The following is a 17,589-nucleotide window of genomic DNA, read 5'->3' as shown; positions in this document are numbered from 1 at the left end:
ATAAAGTGGTTAGATGAAGTTAATGGACTATTGACAAAATGTCAATGCAATTCAGATTTCAACACGACAACTGCTGGAGCAATATGGTGCTCAGTGGCACTTATTGGAGGACGGTAAAAGCCTTACCGATTCAATGAGAGAGAGATAAAAATCTAGTGATACACGGCCTTTGGGTTTAAAGCTAACAACAGCGTAGTAATCACTATCAGTTTCAATGCACCATAGACCTCGTTGATATTTGTGAATACCAACGATCTGAGCCGGGAAAATTTGGCAACCATCGCCAGTATGGCGCGAGTCATATACCTTCCCAACAACATGGCAAACACAGATTTCAACATCGAGAAGATAGCCCGTTACAGTGCAATCCAAATCATAGCTACGTAACCGCTCGTAACGAGACTGGACTGATAGACTGGTACTAACTAGCTTGCGCTTCACTTTAGTGCGCCAAAGCGTAGAGTAGAAGCTTTTGCACGTCGATGAGAAAACCTCGTCTTCCATCCCCTTCTGGAAGCTCAGTCTCAGTCAGCAACCCGCGAGCCCTAAGTGAATTAGCCAAATGTGCAGGCAGTTTTCCCATATCGCGTGCAGCTTTTGACAGAACGATATGGCGACTCTTGAATTCGTTAAACTCAGGAAGAGATATGTAGTACCTAGCGTGCTCACCATGTGACTCAGAACGCGCCTTCAACAGGCCACCATTGATCCACCCTTTGACTTCTGCATGCTTGTAGCCAAATAAATCGAGCATATCCGCCACAGACATTTCAACTTTTCTGCCTGAGCGATCAACAATTAAATCAATGTCCGCGTCATCAAAAATATAACGATCCATCCCTTGCTTGGACTGATCAATGTGAACGCACTGAATTTCTCCGGAAAATATCGCAGTATAGATATCTTCCGAGATACTTTTATTTAACCTTCTACGACTAATCGAGCACATGGTTGAGCCCGATAAAAATTTCTTAGGCTGGTAATAACTTTCGAGATTTTCAATCAACTGCAACACTGTCTCTCTTTTAAATTTTCCACGAGAAAACTTACTCCGAGATTCATTGCTAACTGGAACCAGAATCTCACACTCAACAAGTCGATCCTTCAGACGTTTAGGAATACCCAAAAGATCCATTACTTGGTTACCGTCAAGAAATTTCTCTGACTCTTGTCGCAACCGGTCAACCTCAACCCTTGAAACCATACAGAATTCATTAGCGGAGGTTTCAACAATACGCCCTTTAAGATCGCCTGATTTAACCATCGCTACAATCTTGTCGAGAGAAGAGTTAAGCATTCTGGCCGCTTCAGATCCTGTAAGTGACTTCTTCTCTTCCAGTAACGCCGAGCCAATTCGTTTCAATTTCCGGTTTAACGGTGCCTCTGCATGAGCAACTAATTTACGAGAGACCCTATCCCGGAGCTGGTCATAGGGAGCTGAAGTAAAATCTCTATGAAGCCTTTTATACCATCCGCCCAAAGCAGGAATAAAACCACCGGACACCCTTGCATTAGCCGAACTAATACGACCTATAACATTTTTATCAAAAGCATTCTCGAAATCTAATAGAAGCTCAGCTATATCGGATGCAACCTGTATCGCCTGATCAAACCCAATATTTTTATTCTTATTATAAGTACGCCCTGACTTGAGCTCAGATAGCAGCATCAAGAAATTAGAGAAATCCTCAGGAAGCTTTCCATCAACGGTGATTAATGAAAATACTTCAGCAGCTTTATTGGCATCAGCTAGCATTTTGGCCAATTCAATTTGACCAACTGAAGCAGCCATGCTGCTTACTGGAGATTCACCTAGGCTTGACTCAAAAAACATAAATAAACTTAAATTTGTGCCAAGACCGAGGTCAGCACCGTAATTATTTAGCGGCACCAACTGCACACCGTGGGAACTGCAAGCGGTGCAAAGGACGTGACACCATGACTGCCTCAAATACACAGCATCTTTCATACACTGTGGGCAGACATAATGCTCTTTGGAACGAAAAAAATTACCTCGCCATCTTGCTCCCGTAACGGATCCATAATGGTACATACGCAACAACTGCGTTTGATCTAGCCCATAATGCTGAGCAAAACCAGAAATATCCTCATCCGAACAATTACGAGAATCCTTGATACCAATCTCAGTAAGCAGCCAGCTAGGAGACGAATAACCTAGATCCGCCGCTGCACGACAAAGATACCCATCAAACGATTCATCATTGTATGGCTTAACAAAGTGAGGATACAGACTAGACATGAGCACGCGCCTGATCCATTGCTGAGGTGTACGACATTGCCATGTCTTGATCAGATATCTTAGCGTCAGGTGCAAATGGATTAGAACCAAGAAGCAAAGAGTATGATGCTCTTTTGTAAGCCGTTTCAAATTCCTCAAGAAAAGCCGACTTAACTTTCATTCGAACGACCTCTTTAATTAGCTTTTCGCTAAAAGCTATGCGACCAGAGCTTGCGACATACATACGCTTAGCAAAATCAAGATCATTAATCTTGAAGGTTTCTATATCCAACGAATGCAAATACTGGATTGATGCACCTAATGCATTTCGAAAGTACTTGAACTCAGCCCCAACCCATTCATATGGATAAAAATAAAAGGGAGCCAACGACCTTCGCGCAAGTTGATCATCCCCTTTGAATAGTCGCTCCGCATCGGGAAGACCATATACAGCGATACTTACACCACATTTATTACTTATATGCTTTATTGTATCTCCCATGGCCTTAGGGTCTATGCCTATTTTGCGTTCAAGAAGATTTTGAGCCTCATCAAATATGATGAGCTTGACGCCTCTGGATTGAACTTGCTTTCTCAGCCCCTCCAGGGCAATCGCTTCATTTTTATATGCCCGTGGAGACAGCTTAAAAACCATCAGACACTCATCAATAACGGCTCGGTAGCTACGAATTGGGGGGAATTCGACCACCAGTACTTCATGCTCTCCACCTGCTCTGATTTTCTCTGTTAGAAGCCTGATCGAAAATGTTTTCCCGACACCACTCAGACCAAACACAGGTTGAATAACAGGCTCGTCTTCCACACAACGAATATATGCGTCATAAACAACATCTACAGCCTCATTAAATCGCTGATGATGTATTACCCTATTAATCATGACCACTACTCCACTCAGATGGAGTAATATCATCATCATGTGAGGCTTCACTAAAAGTGACCTGCTTAGGTTTTACCGCATCCTTAGATAGCGCTTTTCCGACCTCTTGGTTAAATTCCTTCTTCGTATTGTTTCTTACAGACTTATTGACGTCCTTGACTTTGGGTTTACGCCGACTGTCTTCAGTGAACTTCATTAGCTTCCTTGCATATATTCTCTGAAATTCCTTACCAGTCATAATGTGGTCACCGGAATACTCAGCTAGAAGTGATGAGGCCTCCTCAAATGATATCTCTGGGATTCCCAGCATTTTATTTTGCGCCTCAATAAGCGTACCCTCCCTATCACTTTTCTTTGCCACATAAATCTTCGTACAATCAGCCGGATTGAAATATACCAGTACAGATTTCTCGCCGGATTTATCCATATACCTGGCAAGCTCTGTCGAGTTGAACTGGAAATTTTTAAAATCCACACCGTAGTGCTGGTACTTCCGCTCCTCACAATGCATTGTGACAATCAGCTTCTTAAATTTATCAAGAGACGGCGGAGGTAGAGGCTTAAATAGTGACAGCTCTTTTTCCATGGCCTGAGCAATAGTCATAGGCTTGCCGTAGATGAATCCCAGGTCGGGTCTTAGCTCATGGATATATGTACCATAGAAAAATTCAACGATTTCTTTAAAAATATACTCGACTGAATAGCAGGCCTCTTCGTCAGCTTTTGCCATTCTATTTTTAACACGCTTATCGTTACTTTTCTTTGCTCCCGGCATAAAACCTAAGAGCCGCTTGTTCAAAATGGAAAATCCGGACTCAACATAGCCTTTATCATCACCACGATACTGGCGCGTGTTTTTAACGATCACACCAAGCCTGCGAATAACTTCCCATACCAACTTACCAAAGTGCTCGGATGCGTTATCAATAACTAGCACCCCGATATGCGCTGCTGAGACTATATTTACCCCGTTCACACCAAGAGACTTGTAGTACGCTTCGTCTCGTGGCTTGTAGAATTGCTCCAAAATCTTATATAGGCCCATCTCGCTTGGCTTGCCCGCCATAACATAGACAGCTACTGGATACGATGTCCGAACATCACGCATTAGATAGAGCGTAACCTCCGTATGCTTTCTTCCATGCTCATCCACACTCATAACATCTATGGTGCAGGCATCAAGCTCTACAACAGCGAAAACTCTACAGTCGCGGTACTTCTTGATAGCTCTACGCTCTTCAAGATTTAGCTCTTTTTTGCTAAGCCTACCGTTGAGAGCAGACCTAACGGGTAAACCCTCTAGAGTCCGGCTGCATGTGCTTTCACTGATGATTATTTCTGGAGCTTGATCCCCAAGCTTTTGCCTTAAAAGCTCATCAACCTGTTTATAAAACCCTCGCTTATTGACTTTGTCATCCGCGAAGTAGATTTCAATTGCCTTCTGTTTAACAAATTCCACGTACTCTTTCTTTGAAGACCAACCACAGCCACCTCTACCACCATAGTTGGGTACGAGAGCTGCATAGTTTCCATCAGCGTACTTTTTATAGTATTCACGGACTGTCCTCAGGCGAACAGGCTTATGGCCTCGCTTAAAACAGAATATTGAAATATCTCTCTCGACATCAGTTTTTTTCGAGCATTTCTCTAGATGATCTTTATACAAGTCAACTAGTTCCATTCTGAATTGGGTCTCTTCCCTTGCTGCGTCGCTATCTACACTATATTTTGCAACCTCAAATTCTTTATTAAGAACAAACTCTCCAGACGAGAATTTTTCATAAAATTTATCACAGTCAATTTCTAGTCTTGCGCCACCACTGCCTACCAAACGTACGGTATTAATTGACAGGAGTATTTCATCAATTACGAACAAGTCGCCATTGATTTTCGTAACCATTCCGACTTTCAAACCTTCAGACAAAGCTAATTACCTCCAAATGCTTGAGGCTGCCATAGGCCTGAACAACCGGAAAATTCATTCCCATCAAATCCCAACTCAGCAGATCGAAACTTATTACGCCACGCAAAATACCGGCACAAACATACCAATTGACTGGCTCCACCAATCCAGCCAACTCTTTAACGTGGTTAATGCCCTGATGAGTTTCGAGCAAACTCTTTAGATCATTCGACCATGTCGTGACAGAGTCAGCATCATGAACACAATATTCATAAAGAATGCGGATATTGTTCTCTGCCTCTCCCAAATCCAGTTCTGTAAGCTTGCAAAAACCAATTGCATTCTTTTCGAATATCTCTTGGATCTGGTCAAAATCTTTGTTGGTCATCCCTAGCAATGCAGCAGACTTAACCTCGACGATAAATTCCTTCCCATTCACTACGATCAAAAAGTCCGGAATGTAATATTTACATCGCGGGTCTAGCTTTATTTTCTTTCTGTACACCTTGCTTCTTGTCAGATTGACGATCAGCGGCTGAAAGTAGATCTCACTGATGCCAGGGTGAAGCACAAAGAGCATCGCGAATAGCCACTCAAGACGTGATTGGCACTTCAGCACCACGTCACCTTTGCCAGCTGAGGACATCCGGAACGCTGGCCGCCCTCGGCGCGTCCGCTTCGCAGGATCAATCTGCCTTTCCGTCGTTGGGGCTACTCTCATTTTGGTACTGTCTCCCAGATTTGAGCACCATAGCCAACCTTTTCTTTGTCGTCAATACTGGAACTGTTCCACAAATTTGCTAAGCTGGAACCAATCGGGGCCACACCCCAGACCCATCAGGCTGAAGGAACATAGGATGAGCAAGCGGAAGAAAGGGCCCTGGTATGCGATCTACAGGCAGGTGCAGCCCGCATTGGATGCCTACGAAGGCAAGGACAGCATCAACCTTCTCATTCAGCAGCTTGCGGCTGAACACAACTATGAGCCAAAAGTGTTATCGAGAATGATCCGAGCCGGGCGATTCTTAGATCGTCTCGTCGGCCCACTTTCACCAGAAGACGTCCGTGGTGGGTACGCTCACGTTGAGTACATTCAACGCCTGCATGAGCTTGCACCTGAAGAGGCTCAGTCTCTGGTAGGCATGGCGATTTCTAAGAAGGTCACGCTGGAGGCCCTTCAGTCCATCATCGAGAAATACGCTGATCGGATCGCCAAAAGCGATGCAGGGAAACGCTCAAAAGCCCGGTCACTCGTCTTTGAGCATGAACGCAATACAGTGATGGCATTGACCAACTGTGGCACCGCATTCTTCGGTATCGAGGAAGGCGAAATCATCCACGTCGAGCGCTCCGATGTACTCGGTCAATTCTTCATCATAAAAGACCGACATGGCCAAGATAACACCGCCATTTTCTGCCGCCTTGGGGACACGTCACGCAAAGCCATCAAAGCTGCCGCTGAATTACTCAAGCTCGCGAAGACCGCACGTAGCTATTTCGACAAAGTGTGGTTTGTTTTTCCAGAGTCATCAGAACTCGTGCACGAACTCGCGTTTCTTTCGAACGAAGAAAAACTTTTTCGCAGTTGGCTCCACCTATCAACGCTGATCAGTGACGGCGAAACATTCACTTTAAGAGAGGTGACGTCACTTCGACATGCATTGTCACGCGTGCTGGAAGACGGGGCCGACCCTTTCGCATGGAGCGGCCATTACCTCAACGAACTAAAGACTCCAATTCACGACTCACTGGTCAAGAAAACCTATACATTCACCGTACTGCATAATGAATTTACTACCGAACTAATAACCGATATGCCAACAGACTCGTTCAAAGAATTTATGGATGAAGTCACAACTGTCGATTCCGCACATGACAATGGATACGTGTCGTTTATAAAACAACCCCGCACTCTGTAGCGAAGCCACCTACTCCTTAATCTAGTACTTACCAGGAGAGAGCCATGGATATCCTCGAAGCGATTAATGAACTGCTTCACGGCGAAGGCGTACCAATGCTCGGTCGTGACATGCTAGATAGTGAAGCTATCAGTTATGCTCGAAATCTTTCTCTAAATAAGCCATTTTGTGTAATACGGAACTGGATCTGGATTGACCTTGAAATGCCCGAAGCTGTCCGAACTAAAATCATTAGTGATGGACTTCAGCCAGTAATGGTTTATGCCCATAGCGTTATTTTTGATAGCGCTGGCCGTTTCAACCCAGGCGACTGGGCTCGCAGCACGCCACTTGTAAAGTTTTCAGATGGACACTTGTTTGAAACACAAAATACAATTTATTTGCTAATTGGCCAAGGAACCCGCAAGTCAGCTCAACTGTCTACCATTATTCATGTTTTCTAGTTTGCCAAATACAGTTTGGTGAACACGAATAAGTTTTTAAGAAAATCAATCCAGTGCGCTAACTAAATCCCGCATGGGGCATGACGTTGATGAGTTCACCAAGCCAAACCGATGCCGACATTCACTGCGAGGTGTGCGGAGAGCCAACCCGTGTCCCTGGGTACGGCCAAGAATACGGCACCTTAGAGGCACGCTGGGGTTATGGTTCGAACCATGATGGTGACCACTACCGCGTTCGACTGTGCGAACAGTGCTTTTTTGCCACGCTGGCCTACATCCGGCAGGAGCGTCGGATAAGCAGACTCTTTGACGAAGATGCCCCCGTGGATGATCCATCATTTGGCCGAGTCGCGCGCGATGGCGGGTTTCGCGAGTCGTGACCTGACCTCACCCACTTCCAGGCTTGAATTGAGTTTAAATATCAAGTGAGGTTCTGATGCTTCATCGCCCGATCCACGACGAAGTCATGAACAGAGCTCTACGCATGGCCAACGCCTGCCATCCAGTTGTGGCTGAGCAACATTCTAATGAGCTGGCACGTTACGCACGATTATCAGCTGCGTGCGACGCTCTGGAGTCTTTCATGGGTTGTCGCCCAAGCGCTGATGAAGATGTCTTCAGTTCCCTTGCTCAAAGGCGCAGTAAGATTGCCGATCTGCTTGCTCGGGCCAATCTAGAAGAGTTTGAGAAGGAGGCTGCGCCAGGAATTTACCTGGCTATTCCGTACTTCAACCGCTGCTCTGACAAGCAGCCTGTTTTCCTATTGAATCGAACCTCGCAGCCAATCACCTACCTCAGTCGATCTTTGTATGCCTACGCAAGTACAGACGATGGTGTCGATGAATACCGAACAATTGGAAATGCATTCTCGGATGGTATCGCTATGGATGCAGTGATAGAGCCTGGTGAAAAGCTTCGGATCGACGAGTACTCCATGAGCTTTGATGGAGATTTTGTAAGCAATCGCCGGATAGTATTGTTGGTTGATGGTCAACGCGGAGAGTGGTTCACCAGTATTTCAAAGCTCGCCGGTTTTCTCTGGGATGAGAATTTGCATGGTCTGCATTTGCTGAAGATAGTGAATTCAAATGTCCAAACCTGATACTCAGTTGGTGATCACCTTATCTACATATGCTGAACGTCGCTTGGCCCAGGCGTTTGACTATCAATTTTGTGAGCCGGTAACCGCCTATCTGACTAACACCACGATTGTCTCTTGCTGCGGTGTTGGCGTGATGCACCGGCATATCAAAGCGGATTCTTCAGGGCGATTTCAAGATGGCCACAGGGTGAGAACGTCAGACATTCGTCAAGCGGAAAAGCATGGCGCTTTTTGGGTGTTACGTACGCTCAGCGGAAGCTTCTATGTAATAGTCAGCTTTGACCCACACGGCGGGCGGCAGTCACTTCAAACATTTCTTAAACTGCGCGAGCAGGGTGTTCACCTGACACCTCAACGCATGCAGTAGCGTCAGTGATGGTGCACAGTGGGCACATACCCATTTACCCTCAAGACATTCTCATCAAATTTGTTAATACAGCCTTGGGCAATGCAGCGCCGAAGTGGCACTGCATTTATCGTTCACCTGGTGTTGCCTTGCTGCGATGGTGATTCAGATCTTGGTGGCACACCTTGTCCGAGGTATGCATCAATCCCTTCAAGCGCCGACTGTAGTCTTTGCCTGAGTATCGGCAGCTCAATAGTCGTCACTACGTGCTGACGATCCGCCATCATAAGAAACGCTGCCAAAGCAGCGTCGGAATACCTGACCAGAGCCACAAGGTGCTCTCCCCGAGGGCCACTGGATCCTGCTAACCAGTTTTTCACTGTCCGCTCGTTTGCATTCGTCCAGCGCATCAGCGTCTTCGTTGCCTGGTGCGTGTCGCCCAGTTCATTACGTAACGCCTTTGCGAGGCCAGCAGCGTATTGCTTCGGCTCCAGAAAAAATCTGCCCGTTTTAGTGAACATTTTTCCGCCCCCTGTCTTCTACCTTTCTTTTTGGTATGCAAGCGACTTGGCCGCTAATGACCATTTTTGAATTGCCTCGGTAAAGGTTGGCTGAGGTGGGGGCGATTGCTGATGAAATATCAGACTGAATCCGGGACTAATGCAGATCTAGCTAGCCCCACACCAGCGGCGGCATACGTCCGCATGTCGACAGAGCATCAGCAGTACTCAACAGAAAATCAGCTCGACACCATTCGCCTGTACGCCGCAGCCCATTCGCTCGAAATCATCAAGACCTATACCGATGCAGGCAAAAGCGGCCTACGCCTTGAAGGCCGAGATGCGCTAAAGCAGTTGTTTGATGATGTAGAAAGCGGGCGGGCGACTTTCTCAACCATCTTGGTTTACGACGTCAGCCGGTGGGGGCGATTTCAAGACCCTGATGTCAGTGCCAGCTATGAAGTCCGCTGCCGGCAAGCTGGCGTAACTGTCCAGTACTGCGCTGAGCAGTTCACCAATGACGGCTCACCTGTATCCAACATCATCAAAAGCGTGAAACGGATGATGGCTGGCGAGTACAGCCGCGAGTTGTCCGTCAAGGTATTCGCCGGTCAGTCACGCCTGATTGAGCTTGGGTTCCGGCAGGGCGGCCCTGCGGGGTTTGGCCTGCGGCGACAACTGATTGATGCCGCAGGCTCAGTGAAAAACCAACTGGGGCAAGGCGAACACAAGAGCATCCAGACCGACCGTGTGATTCTGGTGCCAGGGCCTGAAGAAGAAATCGAAACTGTTCAGTGGATTTACCGGCTGTTCGTGGAAGAGGGCAGAACCGAGCGCGAAATCGCTGACTGGCTTAATGGCCGGGGCATACTCACTGATCGCGCCCGGCCATGGTCTCGTGGCACTGTCCACCAAGTACTGATCAACGAGAAATACATCGGCAACAACGTCTGGAACCGCACCTCGTTCAAGCTAAAGCAGGAGCATATTCGCAACCAACCCAACCAGTGGGTGCGGGCCGATGGCGCGTTCCAAGCCATTGTCAGCCCCCTACTGTTTCAAGCAGCCCAAGAAATTATTCAGACGCGGTCGTATCGACTGCCCGACGAAGAAATGCTTCAGCGGCTCAAAAATATCTACCAGCGTCATGGCTACTTATCAGGGCTGATCATAGATGAAGCTGAGGGCTGTCCTTCCAGCAGCGCCTACCAACATCGCTTTGGTAGCCTTCTGCGCTGCTATTCCCTGATCGGCTATACCCCTGACCGTGACTACCAGTACATCGAAGCGAACCGACGTCTTCGAGAGATGCATCCACTGGTGCTAGAGCAGACCATCACCAAAATCGCGGACGTTGGGGGCAGGGTAGATGTCGACCCGGCGACAGACTTGATACAGGTAAACCAGGAGCTTCTGGTCTCACTTGTGTTGTGCCGGTGCCAACTATCAACCACTGGCGCAAAGCGCTGGAAGATTCGGTTTGACCTGGGGCTTTGCCCGGATATCACGGTCGCCGTTCGGATGGCCCCAGGTGAAGAGGCTGCGCTGGACTACTACGTCCTACCCACTGTCGATATGTCCTCACCGCATGTTCGACTGGCCGAGAGCAACCAGGCCAGCCTGGAGATTTATCGGTTCAATACCCTGGACATTCTTGCCGAGCTATCTCGTCGCTCCGTTTACCGGAGGGCCGCCTGATGCCACGCCATGGACATGCTCGTACTGAGCTTCATGTCGCTGAAGCATCCACTGTCCAGAGAATTCCACTGGAACAGATTCGCGTGCTGAATCCGCGCGTCCGAAACAGGCAGGTTTTTGCCCGCCTTGTGGAAAACATTGCAGCTCTCGGTCTGAAGCGCCCAATAACTGTGACGCCAACAGCGCGTGGGTCTGAAGCCGCATTTGAAATTATCTGTGGTCAGGGCCGATTCGAAGCTTTCCAGGCTTTAGGGGAAAAGAGCATCCCCTGCATAGTGGTCAGCGCGAACGAAGCGGATCGCTTTCTCATCAGCCTGGTCGAGAATCTGGCTCGACGAAAGCATTCGAACAAAGACCTCTTGTCATCCATTCAGGTGCTATCAGAGCGCGGCTATTCACCAAGAGAAATCGCAGAAAAGACCAGCCTCGATGTGGCGTACATAAATGGCATCCTCATGCTCTTACGTCAGGGTGAGGAGCGCCTGATTGCTGCGGTCGAGAAGGGCTGGCTACCAATTAAAGTCGCTACCGAAATTGCTCGTGCCAATGACTCTGAAGTCCAACAGGCCATGGTCGAGGCATACGAAACCGGGGTACTCAAAGGTGATCAGCTGATTCGAATTCGTCGGCTGATTGACCGGCGCAAAGCCATGGGGAAGCGTTATGGACAGCAACACCATTCTGAACGGATGACGACGCCGCAAAAGCTGCTCAATGCCTATCAAGCTGAGGTTCGACGCCAGCGGGTCATGATCAAGAAGGCCGACATCAATGAACAACGCCTGCTCATCATGGTGACCGCTTTGCGCCAGCTACTCGCTGATGACTATTTCTGCACGCTGCTACGTACTGAAGACATCCAGGATATGCCCAAGCCGCTAGCAGATCGGATCCATGGAGAGATGAGCTGATGGGCCAGGTGAAGCAGGCGTTCAAGTCCGAGATTCTTTCAATCCCGCTGGATCGAATTCTGCCGACTCGTAAGCTCGATAAGGAAATCCACGGCAGCAAAAAATTCTGCACCATCAAGAGCTCAATCCGCGAGCTGGGCGTGATCGAGCCCCTTGCCGTTCATCCAGAGCCCGTCATGGCTTCAGGGATTCCCTCCTACATTCTGCTCGATGGCCATTTGCGTCTGGAAGCACTCAAGACTCTGGGTGGAACTGAAGCCCTGTGTCTGATTTCAACCGACGACGAAGGATTCACCTACAACCGCCAGATCAACCGGATAACCCCGGTGCAAGAACACAAGATGATCCTGGCGGCAATCAAGAAAGGTATCGAGCCCTCACGGATAGCACAGGTACTGGGGGTCAACGTTGACCGCATTCATGAGCGCCAAAATCTTCTGAATGGCATTGCCCCCGAAGTAGTGGAGATGCTCAAGGTTCGGATGGTCGCTCATGATGTCTTCCGCGTACTGCGCAAGATGAAGCCCATGAGGCAAATTGAAACAGTCGAGATGATGATCTCGGCCAACTGCTTCACCCAGAGCTATGCACGCATGGTGCTGGCCGCCACCAGGCCGGAAATGCTCGTCGAAAAGAAAAAGAAAGCCACCAACGAAGCCAGCAGCATCGACATTGCCCGTATGGAACGGGAGATGGAAAACCTTCAGCACGACTACAAGCAGGTCGAGGATACGCTGGGGGAGACCATGCTTGTCCTGGTCGTCGCCAAAGGCTATCTGGCTCGAGTACTTCGCAACGAGGCAATCGCCGGCTATCTACAGCGTCATCATGCCGACCTACTGGAGGAGCTTGTCTCCATCATGGAGTCTGTCAGCTCTGATGCACGGCACCTTGAGCGGGAATAGTCATTCGACCTGGACAGCAGCGATATGCTCGATCCAGATCAAAAGACAGAATCATTGGATGATCGGCATGGCATCAAAAGGAACCGAATCGCCTAAGCGGGTTACACTATCAGCACAAACAGGTAGGTAACCATGGCCAGCGGCGAACATCTCAAAGCACTACTGCGCTCGCATATCAAAGGCGACGACAGCCATTTCTTGGCCGTCGCTATGCAGCTGGCCGCGCATGAGGCCAAACAAGGCCATGGGAAGCTCGCGGATGACCTGCGTGCGCTCATTGACTCTGCGAAATCTCGCTCCAAGCAACTAGCCAATAGGCAGCCGGTTCCGATTGGTCAGCCAAAGGGAGAGCTCAGCAGCCTTCTATCCGTTGCCCTTCCCCATACACGCTTCTCTGAAATGATCCTTGATGACGGGACACATCAAAGGCTTGCCCGGATCATCAACGAACAGCGCAATTTCGAGAAAATCAGAGCTCACGGTCTTTCCCCCAGACGAAAGCTCCTTCTGGTTGGCCCACCAGGCACAGGTAAGACCATGACGGCATCTGCTCTCGCCGGTGAGTTGGGGATCCCTCTCTACATAGTCAGGCTCGACAGCTTGATCACTAAGTTCATGGGTGAGACTGCTGCCAAACTGCGCCAGATTTTCGATGCAATCCGAGACACTCGCGGCATCTACTTTTTTGACGAGTTTGATGCCATTGGCTCCCAACGTGGTTTGGCCAACGATGTCGGTGAAATCCGCCGTGTACTCAACAGCTTCCTTCAGATGATTGAGCAGGATCAGTCTAATAGCCTGATCATCGCCGCAACCAATCACCCGGAAATTCTTGACTATGCGCTATTCCGACGATTCGACGATGTCATCGAGTATGGGCTTCCCAATCACGAGCAAATTAAAGCGGTATTGAAGAATCGGCTCGTCAATTTCGCGAAGCCCATCAAGCGCTGGGACAGTCTATGTAAAGTTGCTGAAGGTCTCAGCTATGCAGAGCTGTCGCGAGCAGCTGACGACACCATCAAAGATGCGATCATCCATGATCGCGCCAGTATTTCGGCAGAGGACGTGGTGAAGAACCTTGAGGAGCGCAAGGCTTTCCACGGGAGACAGCGCTCATAAGGCAGTGAAGCCACACAATGGCAGACCAGAACGCAGGACAGCGTCCACACTTTCTTTTTCAGGGAACTGGCAAGGCTGAGCGATTCCAATCTACCGCAGCTGGTGGTGGGGAAAAGCGCATACCACCGCAAGACAGAGCATCCCATGGTGCCGCGCTACTCGGACAGTTGGGCCACATTCGCCAGGACATCGGGAAAGCTGTTCAACTTCAGCGCCAGGTAGGCCTTGAAGCCGGTCTAGGGCTTCAAATTGAATTCAAAAGCCAGCCGAGTATTGAACTCGCTTTTGAAAGCTTGGCTCGCAGCAGACAGCACATCGAACTGCTCAATGTCCGCCATGACGAGGCAGCACAGACTACATTTGCCACCGTTTTTGTCCCCGATGGCCAGCTGAAAACCTTTGAGAATCTGGTTGCTCAGTACCTCGAAAATGACACAGGCAAGGGGCAACCCCGCAATGCCCCGCTGTTGAATACTATTCAACAAATCCGAGTTGCGACGTTTGAAGCGCTGTGGACAGATGATAAGTCCGCACTACCAGCAGATGCTGAGCAATCTCTCTGGTGGGAGTTCTGGCTTCCAGTTAGAGACGACCGAGAGTCTGTGCTCCAGCGCTTCCGGTCTACCGCCGGGGCATGCGGCTTCAAAATATCCCAGCATGTTCTGTACTTCCCTGAACGCACAGTAATTAACGTTCATGGCACGCTTGCCCAGATCACTCAATCGATGGCGCTGCTGAACGAAGTTGCGGAAATTCGCCGGGCCAAGGAAACGGCTGAGTTCTTCGATGCCCTGGAGCCCAATGAGCAGCGCCGGTGGGTCGATGAGCTGCTCGCGCGCACGACCATCGCTGACAACGTCCCTGTACATATCTGCTTGCTTGATACAGGTGTGAACCCTGGCCATCCCCTGCTCGCTCCAGGCATCGATGTACAAGACCTTCACACCATTAACACCGAGTGGGGAGCTCACGACAATCACGGGCATGGAACAGGGCTAGCGGGTGTAGCTCTGTATGGTGACCTCGTAGGCCCACTTACTGACAGTGGGCCAGTGGCGATTAATCATCGATTAGAGTCGGTCAAGGTTCTACCTGCTGCGGCAGGGAATCAGGATGAGCCCTTTGGTGCACTGACCATCCAGGCAATAGCTGAGCCCGAATTTGCCCAGCCAGAACGCAAGCGCATTTTCAGCATGGCCATCACCAGCACTGACGGTCGTGATCGGGGTCGGCCCTCAGCTTGGTCTGCGACAGTGGATGCATTAGCGTTCGACGTATTGGGCGAGCGGCTCACCCCTCGTTTAATCATCATCTCCGCAGGTAACGCAGATGAAAGTGAGTACCTGAATTATCCTGCCAGTAACCTCACCGACGCCGTTCATGATCCCGGCCAAGCTTGGAATGCCCTTTGTGTTGGTGCATACACTCAGAAGGCCAGAATCGATCCTCCCAGTCCTGGTTATCAACCACTGGCACCTGCCGGCAGTCTGAGTCCGTTCAGTACCACATCACTTAATTGGACAGGCTCACCCTGGCCACTCAAACCTGATGTGGTGTTCGAGGGAGGAAACCTGGCCAAGGATTCTAAATGGGCATGTACACATTCATCCCTGTGCTTGTTGACCGCCAACCACCAGCCTCATAAAAGTCTCTTCTCGACCACCTGGGCCACCAGCGCAGCCTCAGCCTTAGCTGCACGCATGGCGGCCCAGATACTCGCGGCCTATCCGCAATTATGGCCCGAAACAATTCGCGCTCTGATGGTTCACTCTGCGGAGTGGACGGAGCGTATGCAGCAAGATTTTTTGACCGGGGCCAAGAAGGCAGACTATGCCGGGCTGGTTAGAACCTGCGGCTTTGGTGTACCCGACCTGGGGCGAGCGCTCTGGAGTGCAGCGGACTCACTGACATTGATTGTTGAGGATGAGCTCCAACCCTTCATGAAGCAGGGCCCGAAGAGCCCTACAGCACGAGATATGCACCTGCATCTTTTGCCATGGCCCAAACAGGAACTCCTTGACCTAGGCGAGACAGACGTCGAGATGCGCGTCACCTTGTCCTACTTTGTTGAGCCGAACCCAGGTGTGGCCGAGCGCGGTGTCAAAGGGCGGTATCGCTACGAATCGCACGGGCTTCGCTTCGAAGTCAGTCGTCCAGGCGAAGATGAAACGGATTTCCGCCAACGTATCAATCAGCGCGCTCGGGATGAAGAAGAGGGTATTTACCAGGGGGGCGGCTCTGATACACGCTGGCTACTCGGCACTCGCTCCCGTCATCGCGGATCACTGCATTCGGATATCTGGAAAGGTACAGCAGCCGACTTGTCCGGCCTGGGTATGCTCGCGGTTTATCCCGCCTTGGGCTGGTGGAAAACCTTACTGAAGGAAAACCGGGTCAACAATCGCACCAGATACAGCTTGGTGGTATCGATCAAGACGCAGCAAACCGACGTCGATCTGTACAATGCAATTGAAACTCAGATTGCTGTTCCGGCACTTATTGAAACCTAAGCCCATCGAATGACGACTCAAGGGCCCTGAGGAATTTATGTCCAAACTCGCTGAATACCGTGCTCTCGAAAAATCCCTGCAAGAGCAACTGGCTCAACTTGATGCATTGAAGAACGACGAAGCCCTGAAGCATGAAATGGCTTTCGAAGACAAACTGCGCAGCTTGATGGCCGAATACGGAAAATCCCTGAAGGACATCATCGCGATCCTGGATCCGCAGGCCCGCACCTCCCAGGCTAAACAGGTAACCACTAGCGGTCGCCGTGCTCGCCAAACTAAGGTCTATCGCAACCCCAACAATGGCGAGGTTGTCGAAACCAAGGGTGGCAATCATAAGATCCTGAAACAGTGGAAAGAGCAGTACGGGGCTGAAGCTGTTGAAGGCTGGCTCCAACACTGATCTGCGGATCCTGGGCCTACCTCAACCGAGATAGGCCCAACACAGTGCCACTAGGCGCTGCATCCAGAATGACCTGTAAATTCGGTTCTTTGCCTCGGGAAACCATTAAATGATCACCCTCGATCTCAACAGGAACGACGCAGAAGCACTCCTGCACCACTGCAAAGTATTCAAACCCCAGAGCGGCGACCAACGCCATGACTCTCGGCTAGAGGATGCGCTGGCAGAGTTGGCTGAGGCTATTGAGGCCCACTTCGCGGAGGACAGTCGTACCTAGCCATCAAACTAGGAGCTGCTGACCGATGTTTACCACAAGCAGGATAAGCCCTGCCCCAGACTCGCCATTACCGCTATTAGAATGAAACTGCTCACCACCTACGACGACCGCGATGAAGCGGAGTCAGCCGCCGAACGAATCACCGGAGAAAAGCGCCTGGCCAGTGAGCGCGACTCAACCGTCGTGATCTACAACCTATTCGGTATGCCCACCTGGGGAAATTTCCACAGACTTGGAATGTACAACCTCGGCGAATTGAAGCTACTGCTGGATCGACGCGCTGCCTGGCAACCTGCCGACCAGGCCCGACATGCTGAGATCATGAGTACGCTGAGCATCGTGGCCAAGAACTTCCAGATCGAAATTCCTCCACACTGGCTCTGATCCATCATGCAAAAAGCCCCGCTGCTCATCGC

The 17,589-nt window shown here is 49.8% G+C and carries 16 protein-coding genes; 11 read left to right on the top strand and 5 right to left on the bottom strand.

Features of this window, described 5'->3' with window-relative positions:
• Positions 1-442: 442 nt before the first annotated feature.
• From L1F06_RS00125 to L1F06_RS00110, 4 genes are read right to left on the bottom strand one after another with little or no spacing between them, the layout of a single operon-like run.
• Complete coding sequence (locus L1F06_RS00125; protein ID WP_129484060.1) at positions 443-2,260, bottom strand: TniQ family protein; 1,818 nt, start codon at positions 2,258-2,260, stop codon at positions 443-445.
• Positions 2,253-3,137, bottom strand: a complete 885-nt coding sequence (locus tag L1F06_RS00120; RefSeq protein WP_177491339.1) for an ATP-binding protein — start codon at positions 3,135-3,137, stop codon at positions 2,253-2,255. The genes L1F06_RS00125 and L1F06_RS00120 overlap by 8 nt, the downstream gene beginning before the upstream one ends.
• Complete coding sequence (locus tag L1F06_RS00115) at positions 3,130-5,061, bottom strand: TnsB C-terminal domain-containing protein (RefSeq protein WP_129484064.1); 1,932 nt, start codon at positions 5,059-5,061, stop codon at positions 3,130-3,132. Before L1F06_RS00115 ends, L1F06_RS00120 begins: the two co-directional genes overlap by 8 nt.
• Positions 5,054-5,761 (bottom strand): hypothetical protein, encoded by a 708-nt coding sequence (locus tag L1F06_RS00110; RefSeq protein WP_129484066.1) that lies wholly within the window; start codon positions 5,759-5,761, stop codon positions 5,054-5,056. Before L1F06_RS00110 ends, L1F06_RS00115 begins: the two co-directional genes overlap by 8 nt.
• Before the next feature lie 136 nt (positions 5,762-5,897).
• Here L1F06_RS00110 and L1F06_RS00105 point away from each other — a divergent pair, with 136 nt between their 5' ends.
• From L1F06_RS00105 to L1F06_RS00090, 4 genes are all read left to right on the top strand, one after another.
• Positions 5,898-6,959 (top strand): hypothetical protein, encoded by a 1,062-nt coding sequence (locus L1F06_RS00105; protein WP_129484068.1) that lies wholly within the window; start codon positions 5,898-5,900, stop codon positions 6,957-6,959.
• A gap of 44 nt (positions 6,960-7,003) precedes the next feature.
• Positions 7,004-7,402, top strand: a complete 399-nt coding sequence (locus L1F06_RS00100; protein WP_129484070.1) for a DUF6957 family protein — start codon at positions 7,004-7,006, stop codon at positions 7,400-7,402.
• Between the two features lie 484 nt (positions 7,403-7,886).
• On the top strand, positions 7,887-8,504 hold the full coding sequence (locus tag L1F06_RS00095; protein ID WP_252576711.1) for a hypothetical protein: 618 nt from the start codon (positions 7,887-7,889) through the stop codon (positions 8,502-8,504).
• Complete coding sequence (locus L1F06_RS00090) at positions 8,491-8,871, top strand: hypothetical protein (RefSeq protein WP_079328509.1); 381 nt, start codon at positions 8,491-8,493, stop codon at positions 8,869-8,871. The genes L1F06_RS00095 and L1F06_RS00090 overlap by 14 nt, the downstream gene beginning before the upstream one ends.
• Before the next feature lie 113 nt (positions 8,872-8,984).
• Here the strand turns inward: L1F06_RS00090 and L1F06_RS00085 are convergent, their stop codons facing one another.
• Positions 8,985-9,371, bottom strand: a complete 387-nt coding sequence (locus L1F06_RS00085) for a hypothetical protein (RefSeq protein WP_129484074.1) — start codon at positions 9,369-9,371, stop codon at positions 8,985-8,987.
• Positions 9,372-9,554: 183 nt separating this feature from the next.
• Between L1F06_RS00085 and L1F06_RS00080 the strand changes: the two genes are divergently transcribed.
• The 7 genes from L1F06_RS00080 to L1F06_RS00050 all read left to right on the top strand — a co-directional run bounded on the left by L1F06_RS00080 (position 9,555) and on the right by L1F06_RS00050 (position 17,557).
• A complete protein-coding gene (locus tag L1F06_RS00080) occupies positions 9,555-11,048 on the top strand; it encodes a recombinase family protein (protein ID WP_252576804.1) in 1,494 nt (497 codons plus the stop codon).
• Positions 11,048-11,959 (top strand): plasmid partitioning protein RepB C-terminal domain-containing protein, encoded by a 912-nt coding sequence (locus L1F06_RS00075; RefSeq protein ID WP_129484078.1) that lies wholly within the window; start codon positions 11,048-11,050, stop codon positions 11,957-11,959. Before L1F06_RS00080 ends, L1F06_RS00075 begins: the two co-directional genes overlap by 1 nt.
• The gene (locus L1F06_RS00070; RefSeq protein ID WP_037052354.1) at positions 11,959-12,864 is read left to right on the top strand and encodes a plasmid partitioning protein RepB C-terminal domain-containing protein; all 906 of its coding nucleotides are present in this window, start codon (positions 11,959-11,961) and stop codon (positions 12,862-12,864) included. The genes L1F06_RS00075 and L1F06_RS00070 overlap by 1 nt, the downstream gene beginning before the upstream one ends.
• Positions 12,865-12,996: 132 nt before the next feature.
• Complete coding sequence (locus L1F06_RS00065; protein ID WP_129484080.1) at positions 12,997-13,986, top strand: AAA family ATPase; 990 nt, start codon at positions 12,997-12,999, stop codon at positions 13,984-13,986.
• Between the two features lie 17 nt (positions 13,987-14,003).
• Positions 14,004-16,496 carry a S8 family peptidase gene (locus tag L1F06_RS00060; protein WP_252576710.1) on the top strand — a complete coding sequence of 831 codons (2,493 nt, stop codon included), beginning with the start codon at positions 14,004-14,006 and terminating at the stop codon, positions 16,494-16,496.
• 37 nt (positions 16,497-16,533) lie between these two features.
• On the top strand, positions 16,534-16,896 hold the full coding sequence (locus L1F06_RS00055) for a histone-like nucleoid-structuring protein, MvaT/MvaU family (RefSeq protein WP_129484081.1): 363 nt from the start codon (positions 16,534-16,536) through the stop codon (positions 16,894-16,896).
• A gap of 358 nt (positions 16,897-17,254) precedes the next feature.
• Positions 17,255-17,557: a hypothetical protein gene (locus L1F06_RS00050; protein ID WP_129484083.1), complete on the top strand. Its 303-nt coding sequence runs from the start codon at positions 17,255-17,257 to the stop codon at positions 17,555-17,557.
• Positions 17,558-17,589: the final 32 nt, after the last annotated feature.

Source organism: Pseudomonas hydrolytica (genome assembly GCF_021495345.1).
GTDB classification, from domain to species: Bacteria; Pseudomonadota; Gammaproteobacteria; order Pseudomonadales; family Pseudomonadaceae; genus Aquipseudomonas; species Aquipseudomonas hydrolytica.
The sequence above is the reverse complement of the archived record's forward strand: the minus strand, read 5'-3'. Positions and strand labels throughout refer to the sequence as shown.

Bases quoted from the DNA above. Each gene is read 5' to 3' on its own strand.
- L1F06_RS00125 (WP_129484060.1), bottom strand. From the start codon at position 2,260: ATGTCTAGTCTGTATCCTCACTTTGTTAAGCCATACAATGATGAATCG.
- L1F06_RS00120 (WP_177491339.1), bottom strand. From the start codon at position 3,137: ATGATTAATAGGGTAATACATCATCAGCGATTTAATGAGGCTGTAGAT.
- L1F06_RS00110 (WP_129484066.1), bottom strand. From the start codon at position 5,761: ATGAGAGTAGCCCCAACGACGGAAAGGCAGATTGATCCTGCGAAGCGG.
- L1F06_RS00105 (WP_129484068.1), top strand. From the start codon at position 5,898: ATGAGCAAGCGGAAGAAAGGGCCCTGGTATGCGATCTACAGGCAGGTG.
- L1F06_RS00100 (WP_129484070.1), top strand. From the start codon at position 7,004: ATGGATATCCTCGAAGCGATTAATGAACTGCTTCACGGCGAAGGCGTA.
- L1F06_RS00095 (WP_252576711.1), top strand. From the start codon at position 7,887: ATGGCCAACGCCTGCCATCCAGTTGTGGCTGAGCAACATTCTAATGAG.
- L1F06_RS00090 (WP_079328509.1), top strand. From the start codon at position 8,491: ATGTCCAAACCTGATACTCAGTTGGTGATCACCTTATCTACATATGCT.
- L1F06_RS00085 (WP_129484074.1), bottom strand. From the start codon at position 9,371: ATGTTCACTAAAACGGGCAGATTTTTTCTGGAGCCGAAGCAATACGCT.
- L1F06_RS00080 (WP_252576804.1), top strand. From the start codon at position 9,555: ATGTCGACAGAGCATCAGCAGTACTCAACAGAAAATCAGCTCGACACC.
- L1F06_RS00075 (WP_129484078.1), top strand. From the start codon at position 11,048: ATGCCACGCCATGGACATGCTCGTACTGAGCTTCATGTCGCTGAAGCA.
- L1F06_RS00070 (WP_037052354.1), top strand. From the start codon at position 11,959: ATGGGCCAGGTGAAGCAGGCGTTCAAGTCCGAGATTCTTTCAATCCCG.
- L1F06_RS00065 (WP_129484080.1), top strand. From the start codon at position 12,997: ATGGCCAGCGGCGAACATCTCAAAGCACTACTGCGCTCGCATATCAAA.
- L1F06_RS00060 (WP_252576710.1), top strand. From the start codon at position 14,004: ATGGCAGACCAGAACGCAGGACAGCGTCCACACTTTCTTTTTCAGGGA.
- L1F06_RS00055 (WP_129484081.1), top strand. From the start codon at position 16,534: ATGTCCAAACTCGCTGAATACCGTGCTCTCGAAAAATCCCTGCAAGAG.
- L1F06_RS00050 (WP_129484083.1), top strand. From the start codon at position 17,255: ATGAAACTGCTCACCACCTACGACGACCGCGATGAAGCGGAGTCAGCC.